This is a genomic window from Ideonella sp. (assembly GCF_041287625.1).
Lineage (GTDB): Bacteria > Pseudomonadota > Gammaproteobacteria > Burkholderiales > Burkholderiaceae_C > Ideonella.
On the sequence record NZ_JBGGNH010000015.1, the window covers coordinates 26533 to 45305 of the forward strand.

At 68.0% G+C, this 18773-nt stretch carries 15 protein-coding genes; 6 read left to right on the plus strand and 9 right to left on the minus strand.

Annotation, left to right across the window (positions count from 1 at the left end; all coding sequences use genetic code 11):
• Positions 1-97: 97 nt before the first annotated feature.
• The 4 genes from ACAH41_RS04395 to ACAH41_RS04410 all read left to right on the plus strand — a co-directional run bounded on the left by ACAH41_RS04395 (position 98) and on the right by ACAH41_RS04410 (position 5391).
• A complete protein-coding gene (locus ACAH41_RS04395; RefSeq protein WP_325652842.1) occupies positions 98-1219 on the plus strand; it encodes an ABC transporter substrate-binding protein in 1122 nt (373 codons plus the stop codon).
• Positions 1220-1359: 140 nt separating this feature from the next.
• Positions 1360-2178 (plus strand): response regulator transcription factor, encoded by an 819-nt coding sequence (locus ACAH41_RS04400; RefSeq protein WP_325652840.1) that lies wholly within the window; start codon positions 1360-1362, stop codon positions 2176-2178.
• A gap of 178 nt (positions 2179-2356) precedes the next feature.
• A complete protein-coding gene (locus tag ACAH41_RS04405; protein ID WP_325652838.1) occupies positions 2357-3061 on the plus strand; it encodes an EF-hand domain-containing protein in 705 nt (234 codons plus the stop codon).
• Between the two features lie 161 nt (positions 3062-3222).
• Positions 3223-5391 (plus strand): hypothetical protein, encoded by a 2169-nt coding sequence (locus ACAH41_RS04410; RefSeq protein ID WP_325652836.1) that lies wholly within the window; start codon positions 3223-3225, stop codon positions 5389-5391.
• A 63-nt stretch (positions 5392-5454) separates the two neighbouring features.
• Here ACAH41_RS04410 and ACAH41_RS04415 read toward each other — a convergent pair whose 3' ends face one another.
• The 9 genes from ACAH41_RS04415 to ACAH41_RS04455 all read right to left on the minus strand — a co-directional run bounded on the left by ACAH41_RS04415 (position 5455) and on the right by ACAH41_RS04455 (position 16596).
• Positions 5455-6291, minus strand: coding sequence for an alpha/beta hydrolase (locus ACAH41_RS04415; RefSeq protein ID WP_325652835.1), 837 nt, complete (start codon positions 6289-6291; stop codon positions 5455-5457).
• A 20-nt stretch (positions 6292-6311) separates the two neighbouring features.
• Entirely contained in the window at positions 6312-8453 is a 2142-nt protein-coding gene (locus tag ACAH41_RS04420) for a 3-hydroxybutyrate oligomer hydrolase family protein (protein WP_325652833.1), read from the minus strand.
• Between the two features lie 21 nt (positions 8454-8474).
• Complete coding sequence (locus tag ACAH41_RS04425) at positions 8475-9560, minus strand: branched-chain amino acid ABC transporter permease (protein WP_325652832.1); 1086 nt, start codon at positions 9558-9560, stop codon at positions 8475-8477.
• Between the two features lie 5 nt (positions 9561-9565).
• Positions 9566-10615, minus strand: coding sequence for a branched-chain amino acid ABC transporter permease (locus ACAH41_RS04430; RefSeq protein WP_325652830.1), 1050 nt, complete (start codon positions 10613-10615; stop codon positions 9566-9568).
• Positions 10612-11346 carry an ABC transporter ATP-binding protein gene (locus ACAH41_RS04435; protein WP_325652828.1) on the minus strand — a complete coding sequence of 245 codons (735 nt, stop codon included), beginning with the start codon at positions 11344-11346 and terminating at the stop codon, positions 10612-10614. The genes ACAH41_RS04430 and ACAH41_RS04435 overlap by 4 nt, the downstream gene beginning before the upstream one ends.
• Positions 11343-12101 carry an ABC transporter ATP-binding protein gene (locus ACAH41_RS04440; protein ID WP_325652826.1) on the minus strand — a complete coding sequence of 253 codons (759 nt, stop codon included), beginning with the start codon at positions 12099-12101 and terminating at the stop codon, positions 11343-11345. Before ACAH41_RS04440 ends, ACAH41_RS04435 begins: the two co-directional genes overlap by 4 nt.
• A gap of 12 nt (positions 12102-12113) precedes the next feature.
• Positions 12114-13634, minus strand: a complete 1521-nt coding sequence (locus ACAH41_RS04445) for a PHB depolymerase family esterase (RefSeq protein WP_325652825.1) — start codon at positions 13632-13634, stop codon at positions 12114-12116.
• Between the two features lie 68 nt (positions 13635-13702).
• Positions 13703-14893 carry a substrate-binding domain-containing protein gene (locus tag ACAH41_RS04450; protein ID WP_325652823.1) on the minus strand — a complete coding sequence of 397 codons (1191 nt, stop codon included), beginning with the start codon at positions 14891-14893 and terminating at the stop codon, positions 13703-13705.
• Between the two features lie 209 nt (positions 14894-15102).
• On the minus strand, positions 15103-16596 hold the full coding sequence (locus tag ACAH41_RS04455) for a sigma 54-interacting transcriptional regulator (RefSeq protein ID WP_325652821.1): 1494 nt from the start codon (positions 16594-16596) through the stop codon (positions 15103-15105).
• A 144-nt stretch (positions 16597-16740) separates the two neighbouring features.
• On the opposite strand from ACAH41_RS04455, the gene ACAH41_RS04460 reads away from it, so the two are divergent.
• Both ACAH41_RS04460 and ACAH41_RS04465 read left to right on the plus strand, forming a co-directional pair.
• Entirely contained in the window at positions 16741-17451 is a 711-nt protein-coding gene (locus ACAH41_RS04460) for a GntR family transcriptional regulator (protein WP_325652818.1), read from the plus strand.
• Positions 17444-18763 carry a malonyl-CoA decarboxylase domain-containing protein gene (locus ACAH41_RS04465; protein ID WP_325652817.1) on the plus strand — a complete coding sequence of 440 codons (1320 nt, stop codon included), beginning with the start codon at positions 17444-17446 and terminating at the stop codon, positions 18761-18763. The genes ACAH41_RS04460 and ACAH41_RS04465 overlap by 8 nt, the downstream gene beginning before the upstream one ends.
• Positions 18764-18773: the final 10 nt, after the last annotated feature.

Here is an 18773-nt window from a genome sequence, read left to right on the forward strand (position 1 = left end):
ACAATCCGCGCGCTTGCGGGCCGGGCAACCGGCACTGCAGCACGGAAGAGCTGCCAGACCAGCCCCCCTTTTTCTTGTCGTTGTCGTTGGGAATCACATGAAATTGAACCGCCACTGCCGCGGATGGGTTGTTGCGACCCTGGCATGCCTCGCCCTGTCCCCCGCCTGGGCCCAGATCAGGATCGGCCAGACGGCCGGCTTCACCGGCCCGGTGGCGGCTGGCGTCAAGGAGACGACCGAGGGCGCCAGGCTCTACCTCGACAGCGTCAACAAGAACGGCGGCATCAACGGCCAAGCCATCGAGCTGGTCTCGCTGGACGACAAGTTCGAGCCGCCGCTGGCCGCCGAAAATGCCAGGAAGCTGATCGACGACGGCGTGCTGGCGCTGTTCCTGACCCGCGGCACGCCGCACAACCAGGCCATCATCCCGCTGGTGACGGCAGCGCACGTGCCACTGATCGCCCCGTCCACCGGCTCGATGGTGTTGCACCAGCCCGTGCAGCCCTGGGTCTTCAATGTGCGCGCCTCGTACCAGCGCGAAGCCGAGCGCGCGGTGCGCCACCTGAGCCTGATCGGCATGTCGCGCATCGGCCTGGTCCATGTCAATGATTCGTTTGGCGAAGACGGTGCCAAGGGCGCGATGACCGGCTTCAAGGCCGTGGGCCGCGAACCCGCGGTGGACGAGAAATTCGACCGCGAGAAGCCCGATCTGGCACCGGTGATCGCCAAGCTGGTCAAGGCCGACGTGCAGGCGGTGATCGTGGTCGGCAGCGGCACCGTGGTGGCCGACGCGCTGGGCAAGCTGCGGGCCGCAGGCTCGAGGGCGCAGCTGGTCACGCTGTCGAACAACGCCTCGCAAGGTTTCATCAAGACCCTGGGCGACAACGCCCGCGGCACCATCATCACGCAGGTCTTCCCGTACGAGCGCTCGATCAACAACGGCATGGTCAAGGAAGCCATGGGCCTGGTGGCCGCGCAGGGCAAGGGCGCGGAGCTGACCCCGGCCATGCTGGAAGGTTTTGCCGGCGCCAAGGTGCTGGTCGAAGCCCTCAAGCGCGCCAGCCCGAACATCACCCGCGAGCGCATCAAGAGCGCGCTCGAAAGCTTCAAGCGCTACGACCTGGGCGGCCTGGAAGTGAGCTTCTCCACCACCGACCACAGCGGCCTGGACTATTCGGATTTGTCCATCGTCGGCGAGGACGGGCACTTCCGTCGCTGATGTTGGCACCGTTGCGGTGCCATGTGTTGCCGCAACGTTAAGCGCAGGTGAATAGGGGGTCGTCCACCGGACTGATCCCCGGCTGCGATCAAGGGGGATGTCCGTAGGCTCTCAGGCATGGATTGCTTTGCCTGAACGCCATGTCCGACCACCCCAAACCGACCGCCCTGCCCGCGCCCGACCGGCGCCCCCACCCCGCCGCCCGCGTGCTGGTGGTGGACCCCGACGCCAACAGCCGCCAATGGCTGAGCATGTGCCTGGAGCCACACGGCCACCAGGTGCAGGCCACTGACGACACCCAACTGATCGAGCACGCCGGCCGGCGCGGCTTCGAGCTGCTGGTGATGGACCCCAGCCCCTCGCGCAGCGGCCACCGGCCCGATGCCTGGCAACAGCTGCGCAACCTGCGCGAGCTGGGCAGCCACATGCCGGTGCTGGTGCTGCAGGCCGCCAGCCATGCGGCCGACCGCGCCGTGGCGCTGGAACTCGGCGCCGACGCGGTGCTGGACAAGCCTTTCCACCCCGGCGAGCTGCGGGCACGCGTCGGTGCGCTGCTGCGCCGCTCGCGGGACGATGCAGGCGCGCCGCCACCGGTCTCGATGACCGCCGCGGCCGCCGCCAAGGCCGCCTCGGCGATGCGCTTCGGCCAGTGGCGGCTGGACCCGGCCACCCGCAGCCTGGAGGCGCCCACCGGCTTGCGGGTGCCGCTGTCGCAGGCCGAATTCCGCCTGCTCAAGACTTTCCTTGCCCACCCGCACTGCACGCTGGACCGCCAGCAGCTGCTGGACCTGGCGCGTGGCGAAGGCGTGGAACAACTGGACCGCAGCATCGACCTGCTGGTTTCACGGCTGCGCCACAAGCTGGACGACAACTCCCGCTCGCCGCAGCTCATCCGCACCGTGCGCGGCGTGGGCTACCTGTTTGCAGCGCTGGAAGAGTCCCCCAAGGCCAAGATTTGATCGGTTGGTTTCGAGAGGCTTGTACTCACTTTTTTGTGTCAGGCCGGCAACCAAGTCGACAAACGCCGCTGACGCACCCGACCGAACATGGGCATACCGCCGAAGCGTCCTTGACCGCGATCCGGCGGCCCGTCCCGCCCGCCCCCCGCTTCTCTTCATCCCTGGAAAGCACCCCGTCATGAACGTCTCATTGGCCACGTCGAACAACAGCATCTGGCAGATGCTCACCGCCCGCGCACAGGCCAACGCCCGCAGCAGCGCGACCAGCAGTACCGGCAGCGCAGGCGGCAGCACCAACACCGCCGGCACCGCTGACGCAACCAGCAGCACGACCACCAGCCGGCCGGACGGCCCGCCACCGCCGCCCTCGCAGTTCGACATGGCGATGATGAGCACGGCCCAGTTCGCCGGCATGGGCGGCATGCCGGCTGGCGGCCAGGGCCAGCACGAGGACCCGATGGCCTCGCTGGACAGCGACGGCAACGGCAGCGTCTCGTCCGACGAATTCGGTCTGGACAAGTCCAGCGACGCCGCGCAGGCCCTGTTCAAGGCCATCGACGCAGACGGCGACGGCTCGATGTCTGCCGACGAGATGAGCGCATTCCGCGACAAGATGACCGCCGCAATGGACCAGGCCCGCGAGAGCCAAGGCAGCGAAAGCGGCGCCGGCATGTCCGGCATGGGCATGCCCCCGATGGGCCCGCCTCCCGGCCTGCCGCCGGGCGACGCATCGTCGGACAGCAGCACCGAATCAACCACGAGCAGTGCAAACAAGCCCAAGATCGACGTGCACTCGTTCATCGAGCAACTTGCAGCCCGCTACGCCAGCATGGCCGCCGACAGCGCCAGTTCGACCACCGGCCTGGTCAGCGCCTCCGCCTGACCCCCTAGAACCAGCACGCAACACGCCTGCAGAGGTAGGGGCAGCCAACGCCGGCTGTCCCCCCTACACTAGGGTTTGGGAGCATGGCCGCTCCTGGGCATCCTGGCGCGCGCCCCACAGGCGCGCCGCCCGGTGTCTTCTCAACCTCGTGCAGGATGACCATGCTATTGCGTTTGTTCGGGAGCCGCGCGCTCCAAGCGGCCTTTGCGGCCCTGATGTTGATGGGCCTGCTGGCAGGCTGCGGCGGCGGTCGCACTGACCCCACGCTGAACCTCACGGTGACGGTGGACGGCACCGCCATCGAGGGCTCCCCGCTTTCCAACAGCGGCAGCACTGGCATCACCCTCCAGTCCGGCCAGAGCCTGAGCATCAGCTCGAACCTGACGATGGACGTGGTCAACTCCCCTGCCGGCGCCACCATCAGCCCGCTGACCCGGACCGGCACCAGCTGGATCGGCACGGTGACGAGCGACGTCGCCACCACGATGACGCTCACGCTGAGTTCCAGCGACTACCCGGAACTGAGCCGCACGCTGACGGTGAACGTGGTGCCGACGGCACTGGCTGTGACCGTGACGGTGGACGGCTCGCCAGTCAATGCCACGCCGATCGGCGCTGATGAAAACTACGCGTTGACGGTCAACTCCGGCCAAGTGGTCGCCGTGACGACCAACGTGAAGGCGGACTTCACCACCGACCTGGGCGATACCCGCGCCAGCAATCGCGTCAGCTCGTCGACGACCTGGCAGGCGACGCTGACCGCCGCAGCGGCCGGCAACCCGCTGACCGTGACCGCTGCGATGCAAGGCGACAGCACACGCTTCGCGACGGTGACCGTGACCGTCACGCCAACCCCCTTGGTCGTCACCGCCGAGGTGAATGACGTCTCGATCGGCACGCCGGTGCTGGCAGGCGAAACCCGGGCCATCAACATCCATTCAGGCGACGTGCTGAAGTTCGCATCGTCGATCTCGATGGCCGTCGCGCAGACGCTAGGCGACGTGACGAAGAGCGAAACCAGCACGACTTCGACCTCCTGGATGGCCAAGCTGTCGGGTGCCACCGCCAGCACCGCGACCCTGGTCGTGACCTCGACAGCCGATCCCACGGTGAAGGCGACCCTGCTGGTCTCGGTGGATCCGATGCCGATGGCGCTGACGCTGACCGTGCCCAACACCGACCAGGTTGTTTCCGGCCAGATCTACACGGTAGCCATCGCCTCTGGCAAGAAGGTTGCGTTCGACTCCAACGTCTCGGTGAACGTCGCTGAGTCGCTGGGCAGCGCCTACAAGACGCAAGGCACCAAGTCCAGCACCCACTGGGAAGCCACGCTGAACGCCGGGGTTGCAACCGAGGTGCTGCTGACGGTAACGCCGCAGGGGGACAGCACGCGGGTCGCGACCCTGCGCATCCAGGTGGCCGCAGCGCCGCTCACGGCCACGGTGTCGGTGGCCGGCGTGGCGGTGCAAAGCGATGTGCCCGGTGGCCAGACGGTCACCGTCAACATGAAGTCGAACCAGCAGTTGATGGTCACATCGAACATCAATGCCGTGTTCGCCGTGACGCTGAACGGCGCAACCCAGGACCACGCCAACCAGAGCAACGTCGCGTGGGCTTCCACCCTGGCCAGCAATGCACCGACCACGGTGCAACTGCTGGTCAAGTCCGCCGCCGACAGCACCCAGGTCGTGACCCTCAACGTGGTGCTCGATCAGCTGCCCTTTGCGGTCAACCTGAACATCGACGAAGTGGCGCAGTCACCGTCGCCTATCCCTTCAGGCAGCACCCAGACGTATGCCATCAACTCCGGCCAGAAGGTCGTGCTCGGCTCGGCTTCGGGCTTGCCGATGGACTTCAGCCCGGACCTCGGCTCGGCCATCGCCAACAGCCTGACGACCAGCAGCACGCTGTGGGGCACAGTGCTCACCAGCCGCACGGCCACCACGGCCACGGTGGTCGTCACACCGCAGGGCGCCACGACGCCTAGCATCACGGTGAAGTTCGACATCACGCCGACCATCCTGACGCTGAGCACGGTGTCGGTGAGCGGCGTGACCAAGGCCAGCAATGTGACCTCTGGCACCACGCTGAACCTGCCGACCACCTCGGCCAATGGCAGCGCCGGCGTCACGCTGATCTTCAATGGCAACATCCCGATGACGGTGACGCAGGACGCCAACGCCGCCGTGACGCTGAAGAACACCAGCATCGACTCCACCTCATACAGCGCAACTTTCACGACGACCGCCGCAACGACAGTCGTGCTGCACGCGGCGTCGGTGGCAGATCCGAGCAAGATCATCACGATCAACCTGCCGATCACGCCCTGAGCCTGACCTCGCCCAGCAAAAAGGCCGCCTCACTGGGCGGCCTTTTTTTGTCTGGCGTTGCCGTCAGCGCTGGCGACTCAGGAAGTCTTCCACCAGCGCCCATTGCGCCGGCACGTTCAGCGCAGGCGCGTGGCCGCAGCCGGTGATCGTGGCCAGTTCAGCACGCGGGCCGCGCTGCGTCATGGCCCGGGCGATCTCGGGCGTCAGCAGGTCCGAGCTTTCACCGCGCAGGCACAGCACCGGCAGCCGCAGCTGGTCCCAGGCGGCCCATTGCGTGTAGTCGACTGGATGGTGCTCGAACTGCAGCACCATCGCAGGGTCGTAGTGCGGCGTGACACGGCCGTCCGGCAGGCGGCGCACCGAGGTCTCGGCCATGCGGCGCCACTGCGCGTCCGTCAACTCGCCATACGGCCTGTAGATCTGACGCAAATAGGCCTCCAGCTCGCCGACGGTGCGGAAGGCCGCCGGCTGGCCAGCATAGGCCCGGATGCGTGCCACCGCGGGCGCAGCCAGCTCGGGGCCGATGTCGTTCAGCACCAGGCTGCGGACGCGGCCCTGCAGCACGCCGGCGGCAGCGCGCAGGCCGATGGCGCCGCCCATCGAGGTGCCCAGCCAGTGCAGTTGCTGCAGGCCGAGTTGGTCCAGCAGGTCAACTGCCTGCTTCACGTAGAAGTCCAGGCAGTACTCGACTTCCGGAACCGGGCTCCATTCACTGAGGCCGCGGCCGACCGCGTCCGGGCAGATCACCCGGTATCGGTCTGCCAGGTGGGCGGCGATGTCATCCATGTCCCGCCCGGTGCGGGCCAGCCCGTGCCAGGCGATCAGCACCTCGGTCTGGCCGGCGCCCCACTCGGTGAAGTGCAGCTCGCGGCCGGCGCAGCGGAGGTAGTGTGAACGCATGGTTTGGGCTGGGTGCTGGATCAATCGGGGATCACCAAGGTGCTGCCATCCATCGTGATCGCATCGCCTCCGGGCGCAGCGCTGATCGGCGGCACGTTGCCCGCGGCCAGCGCGGTGCTGCCGCTGGCGCGAGGCGTCGTGTGCACGACCTGGCTCGGTGGCAGCGCGGCGCCTGTCGTCAGCTTCGCGTACATCGCATCCATCGCGCGGTTGAAGTAGACGTGCAACGGGATGAAGCGCGTGTCGTAGCCCATCAGCGCGCCGTAGGCGATGAAGCCGTCGAAGTGCTGGGCGTTGGTGACCTCGATGTAGCGCACGTTCGGGCCCTTGGCGTCGGCCAGCTGGGTCTTGCCGAAGTAGGCGCGCGCGGCGTGGTTGATCGGCAGCAGCGCGTCGTTGCGACCGGCCACGATGATGACCGGCAGCTTGCCCAGCTTGGCACTGCGCTGCACCTCGTTGAGGCCGGCCTTCACGCGCTGCGACTGCGCCGCGAGCGTGCCAGTCAACGGCGCGCCCGTCACCGGGTCCTTGCCGGTGACCAGCGAGCGCAGGCACAAGGCGCCGTCCAGCGCGAAGTCGGCCTGGCCGCTGGTGGGCGAAACCGCCAGGAAGTCCAGCGTGCCACCGCCGACCGAGCTGTTGTAGACGATGTTGACGCCGCTGGTCGGCGGCACGCCGTTGCCGGTGGAAAACAGCCCCGCCTGCAGCAGCGTGTTCTGTGGCGCCACCTTGCCGGCGGCATCGGTGTTGGCGAAGCTGAAGCCGCAGACGCTGTCAGCCACGCTGAAGCGGCCGGCGGCGTTGACATAGGTCATCGCGATGGAGTTGGTCGCGAAGCGGAAGTGCGACTGATGCAGGAAGTCCGCCTCGGGCGTGTAGCCGTGCGCATGCAGCTTGGCCAATGCGTCGTTCGCTTGGTCGGCGGTGGTGGCGCCGGTCACCAGGCCACGCGCCGCGAGGGCTGCGCAGCGCTGCGTCGCGGCATCGGTGTAGGTCGTCGGCCAGAAGGCGGCGTTCAGGGACAGCCCGGGCGCCAGCAGCGCGCAGGGCTGGTAGACGTCCGCAAATGTGAAGTACTCGGCCAGTGGCTTGCCGATCAGCGGCACGGTCTGGCTGCCCTGCCGGATGCTGAGTGACTTCACGCCATTGGGCTGGGCGTTCGGCTCGCTGACGGCCACGCCGTCGATCAGCTTTTCGGTGTCCTGCTCGGCGGCGGCCAGCGCGGCCCCTGCGCCGTTGGACACGCTGGAGGCAACGACCACGGTGTTTTTGGGCTTCAGGCTGACCAGGTGCTGGCCCGGATTGCCTGGGTCCACCGGGCCGTAGCGTTCGTTGAGCACATAGAACGCAAAGCGGATCGCGTCCAGCGTGTTCTTGCCCCAGTCCTTCTCGGGGTTCTGCTGCGAATGCGCGTGCTTGTAGGCCACTCGGTTGGGCAGCGCGGTGTTGAAGGCGGCGAGCTGCTCGGGCGTGAGCGCCGGCGTGAAGGGCGACTCGATCCCAGCAGCGGCGGCCGTCGTCAGCGTGCCGTCACGGGCGATCACGGTGCCGCTCATCGGGTCGAACAGGCCGTTGCCGCCGCCCTTGTCGGTGTAGGCCACTGCGCAGCCGTGCTTCAGGCCCCATTCGCCGGCGGTGGCAATGGCGCCATAGATGCCGCGCGAGCCGGACGAGGTGGCGCTGACGATGCAAGGCTTGCTGGTGTCGAAGCTGTCCGGAATCTGCACCATCATCGCGACGTTCTGCTGGCCGCTGCCGTCATCGGCCCAGGCGATGAATTCGCGCCCCGCGATCTTGCCTTCGCCCAGCGTGTCATTGCCATTCACGTCGATGTTCGGGCCGTAGAACACGCCCATGCCGCCCAAGGCGGTGTAGTCCACCAGCGCGCGGTAGTTGGTGTAGATCGCGTTGCGGCGCAGCTCGGCCGGGGTGGGCGCGGCCGGGTTGACGAACACCGGCGTGGCGCCCATCAGGCCTGTCTTGCCCAAGCCGCCGGTCAGCAGGTCGTCGCTGCTGCCGTCGTAGGCTTTTTCGGCAATCGGTCCGCGCAGCGCGGCGGGTGGCTGGTTCACCGGCGCCGCCCACGCGGACGTGGCGTCGGCGGCTGCGAGCGAGGCGCAAAGCACCGACAGCACAGGGGACAGTTTCGAGCGAGTCTTCATCTTGGTCTCCTTCATGGGGGTTTATTCAGGCGTGGCCCGCCGGCCGGGACTGGCCCGCAACCGACCGACCACGCCACTCGGGAAGTGGTACACGCACAGCACAAAGCCCAGGCCCAGCCAGAACAGCCAGCGGTCCGGCGAGACCAGCGCGGACAGCAGCGGCACGCCTTCCAGCGCCCGCGCGCCCAGCGCCAGCAGGTCCTGCAAATAGTTCTGCGCCAGCACGAACAGCGCAGCCCCCAGCACCGCGCCGTAAAGCGTGCCCATGCCGCCGATCACGACGATCAGCAGGATGTCCAGCATCACCTCGAAGCTCAGCGTGGTGTCCGGCCCGGTGTAGCGCAGCCACAGCGCCAGCAGCGCACCGGCAACCGTCGCCACCGCCGCGGCCAGCACATTGGCCAGCGTGCGCCAGACGACGACGCGGTAGCCGATGGCCTCGGCCCGGAAGTCGTTTTCGCGGATGGCCTGCAGCACGCGGCCAAAGGGCGAGTTGACGACCCGCAGCAGTGCCAGGAAACCCAGCGCGACGACGACAGACAGCCCGTAGTACGCGATGACCTTGCCGTCGATCATCAGCCCGAAGACCGGCACGCCAAACGGCTCGAACGATGGCGACAACAGCGCCGGCACCTTGTAGCTCAAGCCGTCTTCGCCGCCAGTCAACTCGGAGAGCTGCGAGGCCAGCGTCTGGAAGGCCGAGGCCACGGCCAGCGTGATCATTGCGAAGAAGATGGCCTTCACGCGCAGCGAGAACAGGCCGATCAAGAGGCTCAGCAAAAGCGACAGCAGCAGCGCGCCGCCCAGGCCCAGCGCCACATCGCCCCAGCCCACGCCGCTGCCTGCACGCGAGCAGGCAATGGCCACGCCATAAGCCCCGATGCCGAAGAACATCGTGTGCGCAAAGCTGACGATGCCGGCGTAGCCCAGCAGCAGGTCGTAGCTGGCCACCAGCAGGATGAAGACCAAAACCTTGGCGGCCACGTTCAGCGCCTTCGCGCCATGGAACAGGAAGGGCGCGAGAAACAGCGCGGCGGCGATCAGCAGCAGCGCAACGGCCAACCAGCGGCTGCGTGGCAAGTCGTGCGAGAGCAGGCGGTTCAGCATCACGTTCACCGCACCGGATACAGGCCCTGCGGCCGCCACAGCAGCACCGCCACCATCAGCCCGATGTTGGAAAACAGCGCCAGCTTGGGCGCCAGGAAGCCGGTGTAGTTGGCCATCAGCCCCACCGCCAGCGCACCGACGAAGCAGCCCAGCGTGGAGCCCAATCCGCCAATGATGATGACGATGAACAGCAACGTGTTCAGCTGCGCGCCGATCTGCGGCACCACGCTTTGCTGGTACAGCCCCCACAGCACACCGCCCAGCCCGGCCAGCGCCGAGCCGGCGACGAACACACCGACGAACAGCCGCCGCACCCGGTAGCCCAGCGCCTCGACCATCTCGCGGTCCTGCACGCCGGCGCGCACCAGCAGGCCGAGCTTGGTGCGGTTCAGCAGCCACAGCAGGCCGACGAACACCGCCAGGCCCAGCACCACCGCGAACAGCCGGTACTTCTCGACCGCCGCCGCTTCGCCGCCGAACCACGGAATGAGCACTGCGCCGCGCAAGGTCTCGGGCATCGGCATCGGCAACTGCTGCGGGCCCCAGATCAGCTTGATGACCTCCTCGCCCACCGTCATGCCGCCCATCGTGATCAGGATCTGCTTCAGGTGCTGGCCATAGACCGGCCGCACGATGACGCGCTCGAAAGCCGCGCCCAGCGCCGCGGCCACCGCCATCGCGGCCAGCATCGCCAGCGCCACCGCGCCCAGGTTCTGCAGCGCAGAGGTGCTGCCCACCCAGCCGGCCATGCCGGCCAGCACGCTGGTGCCGACAAATGCGCCGGCGGCAATGAACACGCCGTGGCCGAAGTTCAACACGTCCATCAGCCCAAAGACCAGCGTCAGCCCCGAGGCCATGATGAAAACGATCAGCCCCATCGCCAGGCCGGCCGCGGTCAGCGTCAGCCAGCTCGCGCCATTGCCGATCAGCGGAAAGGCCAGCAGCGCCAGCGCGGCCAGCAGCCACAGCGGCCGCGCGTCGAAACGCGCGCCGGGCAAGGCCACTTCGCCGGGTTGGGTCGGCAAGCTGCCGGTGGGCAAAGGCGAATCGGTCATGCCGCCACTCCCAGCGACAAGCCCAACAGCCGCTGCTGCAACGCGTCGTCGTCCGCCAATTCCGACATCGCGCCGGTGTGCACGATGCGGCCGTTGTCCATCACCGCCACGCGGTCGCCCAGCGCCTTGGCCATCGCCAGGTTCTGCTCCACCATCAGCACGGTGCAGCGCTGGCGCTTGAGTTCGGTGAAGGCCTCGATCAGCTTCATCACCATGGCCGGCGCCAGGCCCTTGCTGGGCTCGTCGACCAGCAGCAGCTCGCGTGGTTCGATCAGCGCACGGGCAATCGCCAGCATCTGCTTCTGGCCGCCGCTGAGCTTGCCCGCAGGGTGCAGCCAGAACTTGTGCAGCGCCGGGAACAGGCCAAACAGCCAGTCCAGCCGCGTGCGGTCCAGGTCCTCGGCGCGGCGGGCGGCGCGGGCGCCCAGCACCAGGTGGTCGCGCACCGTCAGCTCGCTGAAGATGCCCATGGCCTCGGGCACGTAGGCAATGCCAAGGCGCGCAATCTCCGGCGTGGCCACCGCGGTGATCGCCTGCCCTTTGAAGCGCAGCATGCCAGCCGAGGCGGGCCACAAACCCATCACCGTGCGCAACGTGCTCGTCTTGCCGGCGCCATTGCGGCCCAGCAGCATCGTGACTTCACCGGCCGGCACATGGAGGTCCACGCCATGCAGGATGTGATACGGGCCGATGTGGGTGTGAACGCCTTCCAGCGACAACGCATTCGTCATGCTGCCTCCTGCACCGGCGCCACGCCCAGGTAAGCCTGCTGCACCAAAGGCGAGGCCATCACAGAGGCAGGCTCGCCATCCGCCACCAGCGCGCCCTGATGCAGCACCACGATGCGGTCCGCCAGCTCGCGCAGCACGTCCATCTTGTGTTCGACCAGCAGGATGGTGCGGTCGCGCCGCGCCTTCAGCCGGCGGATCAGGTCCAGCACCACCGGCGCGTCGTCGGCACTCATGCCGGCCGTCGGCTCATCGAACAGGTAGACGCGCGGGTCCAGCGCCATCAGCATCGCCACCTCCAGCTTGCGCTGGTCGCCATGCGGCAGGCTGGCCGCCAGCGCGTCGCGCTGCGGCCAGAGCTGCGTCTCGGCAAGGATCTCGCGGGTTTCCTCCAGCCAGTCCTGGCGGTCCAGCCACACGCGCCAGCAGTTCAGCCCGCCGCCGTGCCGGGCCTGCACCGCCAGCCTCACGTTTTCCTGCACCGAGAGCTGCGCGAACAGCTGCGTCAGCTGGAAGGCCCGGCCCAGGCCGCGCCGGGTGCGCTGCGGCGCGCCGAGGCGTGTGATGTCCATGCCGTCCAGCAGCACCTGGCCTTCGCTGGCCGGAAACTGGCCCGAGATCAGGTTGAAGTAGGTCGTCTTGCCCGCGCCATTGGGGCCGACGATCGCGGTCAGCGTGCCCGGCGTGAAGACGCAGGACACACGGTTGACCGCGACATGGCCGCCGAAGCGGATGCTCAAGTGACGAGTCTCAAGCATGGGCTTTCTTGCTCATGGGCAGGTGCCGATCACGTAGTAGTTCGGGGCCGTGTTCTTCAGCGTGGTCGTGACGAAGACATTCCACAACCCCATGTTCTGGTTGGAACCATTCGCCAGTGCGTAGCCGCCGCTTTGGTGGGCGCGGCCGGCCGAGACATGGGCGTAGTTGCTCGCGGTCGTGCAGGTGGCCGCGGCGCCGGTGGTGGTGCCGCTGGCGGCGGCCGACATCGCACCCTGCACGTTGCTCGCATCGACCGCGGCCACGGTCCAGCTGTAAGTCGTCGCGGCCGTCAGCCCGGTGTCGCTGTAGCTGGTGCCGGTGACTAGGCCGCTGCCGCTGACCAGCGCGCCGCCGCGGAAGACCCGGTAGCCAGCCGCCCCGGTCACGGCCCCCCAGGCAATGCTCATGCTGGTGTTGGTGGCATTGGACGTGGCCACGCCGGTCGGCGCGGGCAACGCACCGCCGCCGCCACCACCGCTGCCCGAGCCGGACGCCACGTGGTCGACCATGGCCTTGAGCGCGGCCATCTGCGTACCGGACTTGCGTGCGAAGTCGCTGCCGTACCAGCCGATCCAGTCCCAGCAGCCGTTGGGGTTGCCCAGCGAACCGCTGGCGGACGTGCTGTGGCTGGTGCTGTCGACCTTGGTCTGCGGGAACAGCACGATGATGTGGTTGGTGTCGGCCCAGCGGGTGTAGCCGGTGTTCTTCAGGAACTTGTCGCCGATGGTGGCGTAGTTCTGTTGGCAGCCATGCAGCGCCACGTGCAGCTTGCAATGGGTGCCGGCGGCGCACTCGGCCGGCACGTAGAGCCAGCCGGTCGCGGCCATGCCCGGGTTGCCGTTGCTGTAGGCGGTCTGGTCGAACTCGATGTAGTTGGCGGCTGCCGGCGAATCGTTGCGGGCCGCCAAGGTGCCGTAGAACTGCGTGAGTGCGGCCTTGGCGCCGTCGTAACCGCAGTTGGCGATGTAGGGCGAGCTGCTGCTGTTGCAGGCGTTGTCTCCCGTGCCGGCGAAGTCGGTCGGGAAGACGTGTGCGGTGCTGGCGCGCTGCACGTAGCTGAGGTTGCCGGCCGGCACGCCGTTGTTGCCGTACTGGGTGTTGACGGCGTTCATCGGGTTCGGGCCGACGGTGTAGTCGCTGGTGCCGACGAACAGGAAGATCTTCTGGCTGGCGACATTGGCCAGCGCGTCATTCAGCGAGCCGCTCCAGTTGTTCAGGTCGGCCTGCATGGTGCTGAGCATGCTGGGGCTGATGCTGGCGTTGTACATGCACGCGGTGTAGTTGCTGTGGCCGGCGCACATGTAGGGCCCGCCGGCAAACACGCCCACGCCCTTGAAGGTGCCTGAATAGGCGTAGCCCAGCTGGTTGGCCATGAAACCGCCGGACGACAGGCCGGAGACCGTCGTCTGGCTGGTGTCGACGTTCAGCGCGGGCAGCGCAACCGCGGCCTGGGCGGGAACGGTGGAAATGCTGGCGAGTGTGATCGCGGCGAACGCCGCGACGGCACCCGCGGTGCGGGCAGGACATCTCATGGTTTTGTCTCCGTTGGTCTCGGAATTTCGCAGCGGCAAGCCGGGGGCCTGCGCTGCACCCAGGCGGCTCAGCGCGTGTTGCGCACCGGCACGTCCATTTCTTCGGCCTTGATCTCGCGCACCAGCTCAGGCACGCCCCAAGGGAAGGCCGGGTCCACCTTGATCTTGAAGTGGTACATGCTCTGCAGGGCCTGGTGGTCCTGCTTGCGGAAGGTCATGGGGCCTTTTGGCGACTCGAAGCGCAGGCCTTCCATCGTGGCGATCAGCTTGTTGGCCGACGCATCGCCGCCGGTCTTTTTCAGCGCCTCGACGATGGCGATGCCGGCCGTCATGCCGCCAGCGGTGAAGAAGTCCGGCGGCGCCTTGTACTGCTTGTAGTGGTTGGCCACCAGCCACTCGTTGACCGGGTTCTTCGGAATGCCGAAGTAGTAGTAGGTCGCGCCTTCCATGCCGGGGAAGTTCTTGTACGCGGCCATCGCCGGCAGGATGTTGCCGCCGGTGGCGATCTCGATGCCGTAGCGCTTCAGGTCCAGGTCGGCGATCTTGAACGGATTGCCGGCACCGGCCCAGACGATCCAGATGAGCTTGCGGCCGGGCAGGTCCTTGAGCTTGTCGATCAGGCGCTGGGCGCCGGCGGTGAAGTCGGTGGTGCTGGTCGGCAGGTATTCCTCGTGCACGACCTTGGCCTTCCTGATCGCTTCCTTGAAGGCCTTCACGCCGTCACGTCCAAACGCATAGTCCTGCGCGAGCGTGGCGATCACGGTGCCGGGCTTGTCCAGCGCCACGGCGTTGGAGATCGCGTCCTGGCTGCTGTTGCGGCCCGTGCGGAAGATGTACTTGTTCCACTTGTCGCCGGTGATGCTGTCGGCCACCGCCGGCTCCACCAGCAGGATCTTCTTGTACTCCTCGGCGACCGGCAGCATCGCCAGCGCCACGCCGGAAGACGTGGGGCCGATGGCCACGTCGGCCTTGTCGTCGCCATAGGCGGCGGCCAGCAGGCTCTTGCCCAGGTCCGGCTTGCCCTGGTCGTCCTTCTCGATCACGACCAGCTTCTTGCCGGCCACCGTCATCGTGCCGCCGGTCGCGTAGTCCAGCCCCATCTGCAGGCCGATCGCGGTCTGCTTGCCGTAGGCTTCCAGCGGGCCGGTGCGGCTGTAGACATGCGCGATGCGGATCTCGCCGTCCGCCGCCCAGGCGCTCAATGCCACCCACGCTGCCGCCGCGGTGCAAACCTGTTTGCAGAAAGCCTTGAACAGCATGCCGTGTGTCTCCTGGATGTTCTTTGTGTGCCTGCAACACCGCAAAGCCCGTGCCTCAGCGGCGCCTGGCCGGGAAAACACCGAAGCGCCGCGGCGTCAGCGGCGGTGGTGGTGGATGGCGATTGAAAGTCTCCCGCCTGTCCGGCCGGCAGACAGCGTCCGCTTTCCGGACATTGGCCGCCGCGTTTGCATGGTCACCAGACAGGGTTTCAACCCAGTTGGCCCAGCTTCTCGTACAAGGTGGCCCGCGCAATGCCCAGCAAACGCGCTGCCGCCAGCTTGTTGCCCTTGGTGGCGCAGAGCGCGGCGCGGATCGAGCTGGCCTCCAGTTCGGCCACGGCCAACGGCAGCGGCTTCAGCAGGCTTTGCACCAGCGCGTCGCCCAGCGGCCGAGCGCCTTGCAGCAGCGCGTAGCCCGGCTCGTCACGGGGCTCGCGGGCGCGGTCGGGCGCAGCGGAGGCCGGCAGCAGGTCGCTGAAATGCCGCGCGCTGAGCCGCAGGTCGTCGGTCATCAGGCAGGCGCGCTCCAGCGCGTTACCCAACTCGCGGATGTTGCCGGGCCAGCGCTGCGCGGCCAGCAGGTCCAGCGCGTCGGCGCTGAGGCTTTTGTGCGGCTGGCTGTTGCGGCGGGCGATGTCGGCCAGCAGGTGGTCGGACAGGGCGTCCAGGTCCGGCATGCGCTCGCGCAGCGCGGGCAGGCGGATGGGCAGTACGTTGAGGCGGTAGTACAGGTCCGCGCGGAAGCTGCCTTCGGTGACCATGGTGGCCAGGTCGCGGCTGGTCGCGGCAATCACCCGCAGGTCCAGCTTCTCGACCTTGTTGCTGCCCAGCGGCTCCACTTCCTGCTCCTGCAGCACGCGCAGCAGCTTGGCCTGCAGCGCCAGCGGCATGTCGCCAATCTCGTCCAGGAACAGCGTGCCGCCGTCGGCCAGCTTGAACTTGCCTTCGCGGCCCTTGCGCTCGGCGCCGGTGTAGGCGCCGGCGGCCACGCCGAAGAACTCGGCTTCGAGCAAGGTGTCCGGCACCGCCGCGATGTTGACGCCGACAAACGGCCGCGTGGCGCGCGCGCTGTCGGCATGGATGGCCTGGGCCAGCAGCTCCTTGCCGGTGCCGGTCTCGCCCAGCAGCAGCACGGTGCTGGCGGTGCCGGCGGCGCGGCGGGCCTGGCGTTTCACTTCGATGGCGGCCGGGCTGCTGCCGATGAAACTGGCAATCGTGTAGCGGGTGCGGCGGTGCACCGCCAGCTCGCGTCGCGCGTCGTCCAGCTCGCGCTGCAGGCGCACGAACTTGGCCATCAGTGGCTGCAGGCCGGCGCCGGGGTGGTCCAGCAGCACCATGCCCAGCGCACCGATCACCTCGCCCGCGTCATTGCGCAGCGGCAAGCGGCTCACCAGGAAGGTGCCGGCCTTGTTGGTCAGCAGGTCCACCAGCATCGGCTGGCCGCTGTCGATGACCTCGGCCATCAGCGTGTTGGGCACCACGTCTTCGACCGGCCGGCCGACAAAGTCGTGTTCGTCGCTGAAGCCCAGCGCCGGCAGGAAGCGCTTGTAGCCCTCGCTGATCCAGACGATGCGGTGGTGCTTGTCCACGACCAGCATGCCTTGCGCGGTGTTCGCGAAGACGTCGAACATGCTGCGCGCCGCCAGCTTCAGCACTTCGTCGGCGTCTTGCGGCAGGGCCATGGCGGCAGCGGGAACAGGCATCGGGGCAGTTTACGGAGCGCGGACTGTCGGCGCGGGCAGGGCTCGGGTTTGTCCGGGCCAGGTTTTTCCGCTTGGAACAGGCTGTGAGCGGCCTCGGGTTGACCCCAGGTTGATTACCGTAATTACAAAATTACGATGCTGACCATGGCTCTTGTCCCTCCTGTCGCCCCCTCGCTGCGCGGCGCTTCCCTGCACGACGGCGTGGCCACGCGGCTGCGCATGATGATGTTCGAGCAGGAACTGCTGCCGGGCCAGTGGATCGACGAGAAAGCGCTGGCCACCGAGTGGCAGATCAGCCGCACGCCGCTGCGCGAGGCACTGAAGGTGCTGGCGGCCGAAGGCCTGGTGGAGCTGGTGCCGCAGCGCGGCTGCCGGGTCGTCGAGCTGGACGACCACGACGCCGAGCAACTGTTCCCGGTGATGGCCATGCTCGAAGGCCGCTGCGCCGGCGAGGCCACGCGCCGGCTGGACGACAGCAGCCGCGCCGAGCTGCGCCACTGGCATGACGAGCTGGAGCGCCACGCCGAGGCCGGCGATCGCGACGCCTACTACCGCGCCAACCATGAATTCCACAGCCTGGTGCAACGCCTGGCCGGCAACCGCTGGCTGGCCCGCTGCACCGGCGACCTGCGCCGCTTCGTGCGCCTGATGCGTGGCCGCCAGCTGCTGATGCCGGGCCGCATGCAGGCCTCGATTGGCGAGCACCGCGAACTGCTGGCCGCCCTGCTGGCGGCCGACGCCGCCCGCGCCGAACGCGCGATGCACGATCATCTGATGGCCCAGCTCGCCGCGCTGAAGGCGCTGCAGGCCCAGGAGGCCCAAGAGACCCACGCCAAGGCCCCACCGAATGCTTGACGGACTGCTTCAGAAAGCCCAGGCGCGCAGCCACGAACGCGCGATGCGCCAACTGCGCCAGGATTGCCACGACCTGCTCTCGCTGCGCGGCGAGGCCAGCAGCCCGGCGATCGCCCGGCGCATCATCGAACAGCTGGCAATCTTGAAAGACGACAGCCCGGCGCGCAAGCTGGACGAGTTCTTCGAGCTGCTGCTGGCCGACTTCAGCCCCGACCCGGCCGCGGTGCTCGAAGGCGCGCAGGCCTACGCGGCCCAGCCGGACGCCGAAGCGCTGATCCGCCTCAGCGAGCTGGTGGAGCCGCCGCGCCAGGAGCTGTTCCGCCGCATCAACCGCGCGCCCGGCGGCACTGGCGCGTTGATCGCGCTGCGCCATGCGCTGCTGGAGCGGCTGCCCAGGCGGCCAGCGCTGAAGGCGGTGGAGGCCGACCTGCTGCACCTCTTGGGCAGCTGGTTCAACCCCGGCTTCCTGGAAATGCGCGAGGTCAGCTGGCAGTCGCCTGCGCAGCTGCTGGAGCAGCTGATCCGCCACGAGGCGGTGCACGAGATAGACGGCTGGGACGACCTGCGCCGCCGCCTGCAGCCAGACCGCCGGTGCTTCGCGTTTTTCCACCCGCAGCTGCCCAACGAGCCGCTGATCTTCGTGGAAGTGGCGCTGTTGCCGGCAATGGCCGACGCGATTGCGCCGCTGATCGCCAAGCGCGCCGAGCCGCTGCCGCCGGGCGACTGGAAGGTTGCCGTGTTCTATTCGATCAGCAACTGCCAGCCGGGCCTGCGCGGCGTGTCGCTGGGCAACTTCCTGATCAAGCGCGTGGTCGAGCAACTCAAGCACGAGCTGCCGCAACTGAAGACCTTCTGCACGCTGTCGCCCATCCCCGGCTTCATGGCCTGGCTGGCCAAGGCCGGCGCGTTTGCCGAACTGCCCGGCTTGCGCAGCACGGCAGCGGCCAAGCTCGAAGCGGCACGCGCGAGCCTGCTCGCCGCATGCGACGGCGACCTGGCTGCGCTGACCCGCCCGGCCACGCACGAAGCCCTGCCGCCCGAGGCCCAGCAAGCCTTGCTGCAGCTGGCCGCCTTCTACCTGGACCGCTTCTCGCCGCAGCCTGGCGGCGACCCGGTCGCCCGTTTCCACCTGGACAACGGTGCCCGCCTGGAGCGCCTCAACCCTCACGCCAACCTGGCTGCCAAGGGCCTGAAGCAATCGGCCGGCATGATGGTGAACTACCTCTACGACCTGGCCCGCATCGACACCTGCCACGAGCGTTTCGTGAACGGCGAGGTGGTGCATTCACGCGCCATCGCCGCGCTGCTTTGACCCCGCCCCA